At 44.1% G+C, this 8,069-nt stretch carries 14 protein-coding genes, 1 tRNA gene and 1 pseudogene; 10 read left to right on the forward strand and 6 right to left on the reverse strand.

All coding sequences use genetic code 11. From position 1 onward, the window contains the following. Positions 1 to 22: 22 nt before the first annotated feature. Positions 23 to 754: a transporter substrate-binding domain-containing protein gene (locus tag LC574_RS15790; protein ID WP_229454393.1), complete on the forward strand. Its 732-nt coding sequence runs from the start codon at positions 23 to 25 to the stop codon at positions 752 to 754. Further along, positions 723 to 989, forward strand: coding sequence for a hypothetical protein (locus LC574_RS15795; RefSeq protein ID WP_229454394.1), 267 nt, complete (start codon positions 723 to 725; stop codon positions 987 to 989). The genes LC574_RS15790 and LC574_RS15795 overlap by 32 nt, the downstream gene beginning before the upstream one ends. On the opposite strand, the gene mazG is transcribed toward LC574_RS15795, so the two are convergent. Both mazG and LC574_RS15805 read right to left on the reverse strand, forming a co-directional pair. After that, complete coding sequence (mazG, locus tag LC574_RS15800; protein ID WP_229454395.1) at positions 967 to 1,791, reverse strand: nucleoside triphosphate pyrophosphohydrolase; 825 nt, start codon at positions 1,789 to 1,791, stop codon at positions 967 to 969. The genes LC574_RS15795 and mazG overlap by 23 nt on opposite strands. Positions 1,792 to 1,842: 51 nt before the next feature. After that, the gene (locus LC574_RS15805) at positions 1,843 to 2,430 is read right to left on the reverse strand and encodes a metal-binding protein (protein WP_229454396.1); all 588 of its coding nucleotides are present in this window, start codon (positions 2,428 to 2,430) and stop codon (positions 1,843 to 1,845) included. 247 nt (positions 2,431 to 2,677) lie between these two features. Between LC574_RS15805 and LC574_RS15810 the strand changes: the two genes are divergently transcribed. From LC574_RS15810 to LC574_RS15825, 4 genes are all read left to right on the forward strand, one after another. Beyond that, positions 2,678 to 2,750 (forward strand) — tRNA-Val (locus LC574_RS15810). A gap of 131 nt (positions 2,751 to 2,881) precedes the next feature. Next, positions 2,882 to 3,013, forward strand: a complete 132-nt coding sequence (locus tag LC574_RS15815) for a MerR family DNA-binding transcriptional regulator (RefSeq protein WP_229454397.1) — start codon at positions 2,882 to 2,884, stop codon at positions 3,011 to 3,013. Positions 3,014 to 3,034: 21 nt separating this feature from the next. After that, positions 3,035 to 3,895, forward strand: a complete 861-nt coding sequence (locus tag LC574_RS15820; protein ID WP_229454398.1) for an integrase — start codon at positions 3,035 to 3,037, stop codon at positions 3,893 to 3,895. Beyond that, a complete protein-coding gene (locus LC574_RS15825) occupies positions 3,892 to 4,071 on the forward strand; it encodes a hypothetical protein (RefSeq protein WP_229454399.1) in 180 nt (59 codons plus the stop codon). Before LC574_RS15820 ends, LC574_RS15825 begins: the two co-directional genes overlap by 4 nt. A 12-nt stretch (positions 4,072 to 4,083) precedes the next feature. Here the strand turns inward: LC574_RS15825 and LC574_RS15830 are convergent. Then, positions 4,084 to 4,822, reverse strand: a pseudogene (locus LC574_RS15830) (IS1 family transposase). A gap of 29 nt (positions 4,823 to 4,851) precedes the next feature. On the opposite strand from LC574_RS15830, the gene LC574_RS15835 reads away from it, so the two are divergent. From LC574_RS15835 to LC574_RS38040, 4 genes are all read left to right on the forward strand, one after another. Further along, a complete protein-coding gene (locus LC574_RS15835; RefSeq protein WP_229454400.1) occupies positions 4,852 to 5,286 on the forward strand; it encodes a hypothetical protein in 435 nt (144 codons plus the stop codon). Positions 5,287 to 5,394: 108 nt separating this feature from the next. Continuing rightward, the gene (locus LC574_RS15840; protein ID WP_267871552.1) at positions 5,395 to 6,033 is read left to right on the forward strand and encodes a phage portal protein; all 639 of its coding nucleotides are present in this window, start codon (positions 5,395 to 5,397) and stop codon (positions 6,031 to 6,033) included. Further along, complete coding sequence (locus tag LC574_RS15845) at positions 6,014 to 6,676, forward strand: DUF2945 domain-containing protein (protein WP_229454402.1); 663 nt, start codon at positions 6,014 to 6,016, stop codon at positions 6,674 to 6,676. Before LC574_RS15840 ends, LC574_RS15845 begins: the two co-directional genes overlap by 20 nt. A gap of 193 nt (positions 6,677 to 6,869) precedes the next feature. After that, positions 6,870 to 6,998: a hypothetical protein gene (locus LC574_RS38040; protein WP_267871551.1), complete on the forward strand. Its 129-nt coding sequence runs from the start codon at positions 6,870 to 6,872 to the stop codon at positions 6,996 to 6,998. A gap of 12 nt (positions 6,999 to 7,010) precedes the next feature. Here LC574_RS38040 and LC574_RS15850 read toward each other — a convergent pair whose 3' ends face one another. The 3 genes from LC574_RS15850 to LC574_RS15860 form a co-directional block, all read right to left on the reverse strand. Beyond that, a complete protein-coding gene (locus LC574_RS15850) occupies positions 7,011 to 7,517 on the reverse strand; it encodes a hypothetical protein (protein WP_229454403.1) in 507 nt (168 codons plus the stop codon). After that, a complete protein-coding gene (locus tag LC574_RS15855) occupies positions 7,486 to 7,836 on the reverse strand; it encodes a hypothetical protein (RefSeq protein WP_229454404.1) in 351 nt (116 codons plus the stop codon). The genes LC574_RS15850 and LC574_RS15855 overlap by 32 nt, the downstream gene beginning before the upstream one ends. A 25-nt stretch (positions 7,837 to 7,861) precedes the next feature. Beyond that, positions 7,862 to 8,069 (reverse strand): hypothetical protein (locus tag LC574_RS15860; RefSeq protein ID WP_229454405.1); only part of this gene is annotated, 208 nt, incomplete at its 5' end.

Here is an 8,069-nt window from a genome sequence, read left to right on the forward strand (position 1 = left end):
GCTGTAAAGTAGGCTGCAAATTATGGTACGAAACTCAGAAACCAACGACAGTGCCTTCCCAAATATTTTGCAATTATTTTTCTCTACTAGCCTCTTGCAGGTAATAGGCATTGCCCTAGTGTTAATTGTCGTAGCAGCCCACATTATTTGGTTATCTGAGCGCCATCATAAAGAAGGGATGATTCCCAAATCATACTTTCCTGGCATTTTCAAAGCCTGTTGGTGGTCAGCTGCCACATTAGCAACCCAAGCTGATGAAATGCCCAAAGGAGTAGTGGGACGGCTAGTAGGTATTGTCTGGATGTTCATCGGAGTACTTTTTGCCGCCTACTTTACAGCCAGCGCGACTACCTCATTGACAGTACAACAGCTTCAGGGTGATATCAAGAGTATAGACGATTTACCCGGCAAGGTAGTGGCTACAACTGCGGGTAGCACAGCCGCCGCATATCTGCGAAAACATAAGATTTCAGTTTTAGAAGTTACCAAAATTGAGCAAGCTTACAATGCTCTACAAACAAAAAAAGCTGATGCTGTGGTGTTTGATGCGCCTGTACTTCTGTTCTATGCTGCCAACGAAGGCAAAGGGAAAGTACAGATTGTAGGTAGTATTTTGCGTGAAGAAAGCTACGGCATCATTCTGCCTAACAACAGTCCCTACCGCAAACCAATTAATCAGGCTCTGCTGAATCTCAAAGAAAATGGTACTTATCAATCGCTATATGATAAGTGGTTCGATGGTGAAAAATCTTGAAGAAGAGAGTGGGCAGGGGGAGAAATCAATTCAAAATTCAAAATTCAAAATTCAAAATTCTTGCATTAAAGAACTTCTGCCTTCTGGCTCCAGCAAGAACTGCCTCCTCTTTCCCAATGCCCAATGCCCAATGCCCAATGCCCAATGCCCAATGCCCTATGCCCAATGCCCTATGCCCAATGCCCAATGCCCAATGCCCAATGCCCAATGCCCTATGCCCCATTCCCTTCTTTAGCAAGTTGAGCTTTTGCTTGTTGCCATAAGTTTTCTAACTCATCCAAACTGTAATCAGAAAGGGGACGGTCAACAACTGCCTCCATTTTTTCTAATCGCTTAACAAATCGTTGATTTGTGCCTTGCAAAGCGGCGCTGGGGTCAAGATTATGCCAACGGGCTAGCTGAATCACTGCAAATAGCAAATCGCCTAATTCTGCTTGTTGTCGTTCTGGTGTTTCCTCAGCTAAAGCCTGTTGAAACTCCCCTAACTCTTCATGAAACTTATCCCAAACGCCCTGAATATTTTCCCATTCAAACCCGATCGCCGCAGCCTTTTGGGAAATCTTCATCGCCGCCGTCAGTGGGGGAAGGGTGCGCCCATAACGACCGAGTTTAGCACTAAGTTTTTGTGCCTCTGGAGATGCTTCGCCTTTTTCCGCAGCCTTGATTTGTTCCCAATTTTGCCGCACCTCATCCACACTTGCCACCGACACATCACCAAACACATGGGGATGACGGCGAATCAACTTTTGGGAAATCCCCTGAGTTATTTCTTTGAGGGAAAATTGCCCAGATTCACTAGCGATTTGGGCTTGCAATACCACCTGTAATAATAAATCGCCTAACTCCTCTTTGATCGCACCCTTATCCCCACTCTTAATCGCATCCACCACCTCATAAGCTTCCTCAATCACATAAGGTATAAGAGTTTCAGGAGTTTGAGCCAAATCCCAAGGACAACCACCATCAGGCGATCGCAACTTCGCCACCACCTCAATCAATTCCTGCAACGCCGCCAAACTCTCATTTTCCTTTTCCATACCTCTGCGTACCTCTGCGCTTCCCTTTGCTACCTAAAGCGTTTAAAAAAATCATTTCTTAGTCTTCGCCCGACGACTACCACCCCTCACTTTCCGCTTCTTAATTTTGCCACTAGGAAGCAACCCCCGAACCCCCTGCTTTTTAAAACGCTTGTATGCCGAACCGCCCCAATCGCTCAGAGAATGACTCATTGCACCGAATTCCAACCCCAAAAACAGGGCGATATATTCAGTATTGTATTGCACGAGCGATCGCCCCACAGTTCCCCCCAAATCTTGCCAAGTAAAACTCAGATTCCATAACCTTTCGGCGATCGCCAAAACGAAAATTGCCAAAATAGCTAACAAACACCCCAGATAAAGTATCCGTAGAATCGTGCCAATAATCGGCCCGTGGGATAAAAAAGAACGATGTCGGAGACTTTTTTGATAAGGTAGCCAAATCCAGCGCAAGAAACCCCAGCGTTGAAATTGCACAGAGTAAATATCCAAATCGGGGCCAAACATCAGCCCGCCAAAGAGAAACCCGCCTGCGACCAACAAAGTCGCATTGCTGCTGCGAGTTTGCCAGAAAGTAAAGCCCGCCACAAACGGCAGAGCATACATAGTAATGCGATCGTGCGTCCGACCAGAGGGCATCCTAAATCCTGCTAGCGATAGCGGGGCGTTTAGCCCGTGCTGAGTAATATCATGTCCGCCTGAACACTTACGATAAAAATAACGCTGAGATGTTGAAATATAACGACTCTGGAAATTTTATATCGTAACTAATTACCCGGACATGATATAACTGAATACTGAGTCAGTATAAGAGAAAAAAAGATTTTCTTAAAACTACTAGCGCAATGCGAAATCTTTTGCTATATTAGTTAAGGATTGAACAAAAGGGCGGTTAGCTCAGTTGGTAGAGCGCCTGCCTTACAAGCAGGATGTCATCAGTTCGAGTCTGGTACTGCCCATCGTTCAAAAGCCGTCAACACGACGGCTTTTTTGCATTTTGCTCTAAAACTGCTTGGCGATTTAGGGTTGACGACTGTTGCCATAATATATAGATTTACCTAGAATTATAATAAATAATTCTGGGTAAAGAATGGATAGACTAATAAGCATTGGCGAACTAGCAGAGTTAAAAGCCGTAAGTGTTGACACAATTAGACGCTGGGAACGTGAAGGTAATATTATTGTCTTAAACCACCTGGAATCACCTTTAATCACAGGGTAATTTTAGATCAAATTTAGTGCAGTGAAATCGACAATCGAGATCATAAATGAGCGGCTAAAACTAGCCAAGATTGGAGTAAGAGTGCATCAAAGAGGCGATCGCCTCTCGCTACGAGCCACACTCCCGCCCAAGCCAGGAAGTAATAAAACCAACGCACATCAGCAGCACATTGCACTGGGTATCTATGCCAATCCCGCCGGACTGCAACGAGCAGAAGCGGAAGCCAAAATTGTTGGTGGGCTGTTGGCACGAGGTGAGTATGATTGGAGTAGGTATCTATGTGATGAGCAGGAATTGGGGATTGGAAACTGGGTGCAGTGGATAGATAGACTCCGTGCTGATTACTTTGCCCAAAAAGGTGACACACCCAATACGCAATTCACCTGGAAAAATGACTACGAAACAGCATTCAAAAATCTCAAAGGTGAAGTAACTAGCGCCTCAATTATCGGCGCCGCAACAAACACCCCTGCCAATAGCCGTAGCCGTAAGCGGACTTGTGAAAAATTGCAGCTTTTAGCAGAACTTATAGGGATAAAAGTAGACCTCAAGCCGTACATTGGGAATTACGGCAATTCCCAAACTAAGCCACGCCAAATTCCCACTGACGATCAGATAATTCAGACGCGATCGCTCTTTCTCAATTCTCCTTCCTGGCTTTGGGCATACGGGGTGATGGCAGCTTACGGACTGCGCGATCATGAAATATTTTTTTGTGAAATCTCCTCAACACCACCCCACACCTGCTATGTAAGAGAAGGGAAAACAGGGGAAAGAATCTGCTATCCTTTGCGTCCAGAATGGACGGTAGAGTGGCAACTTTGGGAAAATAAAAACCAAACTGCACAGGGAAAATGTATCGGGACTATGGGCAACGAGTGAGTCGAACATTTGATCGTCGAAATGCACCTTTTAATCCCTACGACCTTCGTCACGCTTACGCAATTCGCGGCAGCGTGCGCTACAAAGTACCAGTAGCCACTATGGCGGGGTGGATGGGCCATTCACCAACGGTTCACTGGAATACTTACAATAAATGGATTTCTGGCGTTGCATAAATGCGGGATGAATCAGCTAAATACTGGGATTTCTCTATACTTCAAGTAGTATAGTAGTAATCTCACTGAGTGTTTAAGCATATCTACTGATTTGGAGTAGCATAATGTTTTTCGATGTAGACGTGCCAGATAATGGCGTAAACGTGTATTTTCCCCTTCTCCCAAGGGGAGACGCTGCGCGAACGACTCTAGTCATATATGTTTTGCTAACAATATGGTCTCCTGAGTTGATAAAACTGGCGTAAACTGGCCATCCATCAGTGACGTAAAAATAGCACCCCCAAAAGCTAACTTTCCTCCCATAAAGGTTTAAAAGTTTTCGCACTATGGTCTCCTATAACCCAAGCCAAAATTCCTTCTCTTCGAGAGGCTTCGCCAACACGGAAGTGGTCTAATGCCGTCCATATCCAAATTTTGTTTTTTTTGAGCCAACAAAAGTTTCTAGTTCATCTAGTTCTCCAACTGTTGGTATTTGATCAATCGGCGGCGCGTCTGGTAACTTCTCGCCAACTTCCTTTACCCAATTGATAATAGTCGTGTGATGAACTCCTGTTTGCCGTTCAATTGCTCTAAAACCTGCGCCATTAACGTAAGCTTTTAAACATTCTAGTTTGATCTCATCAGAGTACCCTTTTGGTGGATTATAGCTATCTAGAAATTGGCGATCGCAATTGGTACAGATGTGATTCTGTTTACCTCGGCGCTTACCATTTTTTCTAATCTCAGTAGACCCGCAGTATGGACAATTCACAGTAGAACACCTCAATTCATCCCTCTATTATGCAACGCCAAAAAATCCAATCTGATGCTCAAAACTTAAAAACATTTCAGGTAATGGGTGCAACCACTCAATTTACCTACGTCTCTGTATCTAAAAAGCGAGAAAGCGATGATGGTAGGGCATCTGCTGGTGGGGTGAACGTTGGATTTAGTGCAGATGTTTTAATTAAAGAAGAGCGTAGTCAGTATCCCCCCGGCGCTGGTGACCCCCTTAATCGTCGTCTTGATGCGGCCCGTCTACCATCACGTCCAATTCGGGAATTAGGAACTCCAGGTAGCGGTAACGGCGTGGAGGCGGAAATCAAAGCAGCTGATTACCACTTCTACCCACATTACACCTGTCCGTATTGTGAGGCGATCGCCCCTCTCCATCCCAAGGGTTGTTTACTCAAACCAGTGGGCAGTAAATATCTTTCACCTAGCGGCCGCCCCTAACCCCATGTCAGAAATTGAGCGTTACGATTCATCTCCATTAATCAACGTTGCTGTCGGTGTTGGAACACGCCGCGACCCCCTGAGCAAACATTTGTCCGTGCCCCGCTCCTGTACAACCGTGAAGCCTTAGACGCCTACTACCGCTCATCATGGGCCTGCCGCCGCGTAGTAGAAATAATGCCGCGCTTGATGTGCCGCAAGTGGGGGGCATTGACATTAGGAGGAGAAGGGAACACAGATGCAATCGCTCATATTGAAAAGCGCCACGGTGATTTAAAAGTTCGCGCCAATTTCAAAAAAGCTCAAACCTGGGCGAATCTTTACGGTAGAGCTTACATTTTGATGGTGGTTAATGACAATGAAGATTATTCTCAGTCATTGGAAAACGGGGCAGAAATAGAAAACCTTGTGGTGCTTGATAGATGGAAATTGTACCCAGAGCAAGGAATTACAGGATGGGACTTACTTAACCCTGAATATTACACTTTAGCGAGTAGCCAAACATCTAAATTAATCCTTCCCAATACTTACACTTTTGGCCAGAAAATTCATAAATCCAGGGTATTGATATTTAGTGGGCATGATTTACCTGACACAGAAAAGCAACGCAATAACGGCAACGAAGCGTCAGTTTTAGAAAGCTTCGTTGATGTTTGGAAACGGTTTTTTGTGGGGTATGCAGGATTATCCCGCCTTTTAGTAGACTTTGATATATTTGTGCATTCAGTTGCGTTCACTTCGAGTTGATACTGGTATTGGTGTGGGTACAGAAGTTTCTTGGAATTATGCTTCAGACAAGGGATATGGCCGTGTAGTCCGCGTTCACAAGGAAAATGTCACCCGCACCATCAAAGGTTCCCAAATCACCCGTAACGGTACATCAGAAAATCCAGCATTAGAAATCATGGTTGAAGGTGGAGGGATGGCATTAAAATTAACTTCAGAAGTATCGAGAAGCGATGCCGAGGGAATAACTATTGCGGGAGATATTTTATCTGAAAAGGATTTTGACGCGATCGCCTCTGTTGATGATGAAGATGTTTCGGAGGCGATCGCTTCCTATCTAGATGAAAATAACCTCTCAGTTCCACTGGTGCAGGGTACATTTGCCACCCTCGACCTAGACACCGCTACACTATCATTTGCCGTTGGTGCAAACGGCGCTCTAAAGTTTACTGATGACTTGATTGGTAAATTCGTTTCCTACGAAATCCCCTACACAATCGCCACTGGGGGAGTCGCGCTAACCGAAAGTTTATTTAACAGATTTAAGCCAACATTTGTAGTAATTCAAAACGACTTAAAGATAGTTTCTTTTGAATATCCAGAGGCGATTGTAGACCAATCAGACGGCGAAATAAATTTGGTTCTTGCGTTGGTTTTATGGTAGAGCATTAAAATCGCAGTTTTATAGAAAGGCTCAAAAACTTAAAACCCAGTCACAGCAATAAATCTAGCCTATCTTTAGGTTTTATTTATTATTCTGTTCCATAAAATGAACTGAAGAACCATAAATTTACTCCCATCCTTTGAATTTCTACTAAATTATCTGCATCAAAAGTGGCAAATCAATTACCAAGTTGATGAAGCCGTTATTCAAGTTGCCGAGCGCATCGCTGCACTTCTCCCCCGAATTGACAAACCTGGAAGTTTTGGGTTTGAGGTGCGATCGCTCACAACAAAACACTGCTCATAAGGCGGTGTTTAAATAACTAAGTATTTAGTCATGATTGTCCTACCTCCTCTACTAACTGCTCAGTATCTAGTAAGTCATCAAGGCTTGCTGCAACTTTTAGGATTGCAGTCTCTAAGCTTTGCCCCAAAAAGTTTTCAACCGCTATTTGGTGCTTGCATAAAACTTCGCGGTAGTGACAATCAGCACATTCACAACGCAATGCAGGTTCTAAATGGTTGGGACGCACCACATAATAGTGGTCATTCTCGCAGTTATGAACCACAAACTCATCACCGTGTTGTTCCAATACTTCAATGGTTAAAGCGCGTTCAACTCTCGCATCAGTCAACACCACCGTTTTTGGGTCGATTATACGACGATATTCTCTCCTTACTTTTATCCCAGACTTGGTTGTATAGTTGTAGTCGTAAGTGCCAGTGCTGATTAAGCTCAATCGAACAATGCTAGAGTCGGCAAAGTAAATCAAATCATTTTCCTCTAGATACAGAACCTCCACTCTTGTTTCATCGTGGTAAGTGGTTGTAATATTTAGCAATTGCTTCCTTATACTGGGGAAGCGCAACTACAACTTCACTCAGCAATTTAGCTAAACCAAGTAGTTGACCGTGGTAAAAAATGCCGTAACCTTCATCCATCGGTTGAACCAAGAATCCCATCTGTTGGGCTACTTGCTGAACTTCGTTTACGGTTAAGTCGGGGGTGACTGAAACCTCTAAGCAACGGTTAAGATAATCTACAACTTCAACCAATAAACGGAATTTTTGACCGTTGACAGTGTAACCAGTTGTTGCTTTCTCTACTTGATAGCCGCAAGATTGTGCTTGCTGCTGAACTGACTTGAATGTTAATCTCATTGAAGAATGCCTCTTAAGTGGGGTTTTACAAAAGGCGATCGCTGTGTCCTGAGAAAACTTGGCGGTCGTCTTTTTGCTTGTCTTTACAGTGTAATGCCACAATCATGCCATTGTCAATACTATTGCCATTACCCTTGTCATTACCATCAGATATTGCTAATTTGAGGATAGTCAGGAGGTAAATATGGCAAGAAGAGAAAGAACTTTTGTACAAGTACAGGTAGAGCCGGATA

Source organism: Nostoc sp. CHAB 5715 (genome assembly GCF_020829685.1).
Lineage (GTDB): Bacteria > Cyanobacteriota > Cyanobacteriia > Cyanobacteriales > Nostocaceae > Nostoc.

Bases quoted from the DNA above. Each gene is read 5' to 3' on its own strand.
- LC574_RS15835 (WP_229454400.1), top strand. From the start codon at position 4,852: ATGCAACGCCAAAAAATCCAATCTGATGCTCAAAACTTAAAAACATTT.
- LC574_RS15795 (WP_229454394.1), top strand. From the start codon at position 723: ATGATAAGTGGTTCGATGGTGAAAAATCTTGAAGAAGAGAGTGGGCAG.
- LC574_RS38040 (WP_267871551.1), top strand. From the start codon at position 6,870: ATGAAGCCGTTATTCAAGTTGCCGAGCGCATCGCTGCACTTCTCCCCC.
- LC574_RS15815 (WP_229454397.1), top strand. From the start codon at position 2,882: ATGGATAGACTAATAAGCATTGGCGAACTAGCAGAGTTAAAAGCCGTA.
- mazG (WP_229454395.1), bottom strand. From the start codon at position 1,791: ATGGAAAAGGAAAATGAGAGTTTGGCGGCGTTGCAGGAATTGATTGAG.
- LC574_RS15805 (WP_229454396.1), bottom strand. From the start codon at position 2,430: ATGCCCTCTGGTCGGACGCACGATCGCATTACTATGTATGCTCTGCCG.
- LC574_RS15855 (WP_229454404.1), bottom strand. From the start codon at position 7,836: ATGAGATTAACATTCAAGTCAGTTCAGCAGCAAGCACAATCTTGCGGC.
- LC574_RS15790 (WP_229454393.1), top strand. From the start codon at position 23: ATGGTACGAAACTCAGAAACCAACGACAGTGCCTTCCCAAATATTTTG.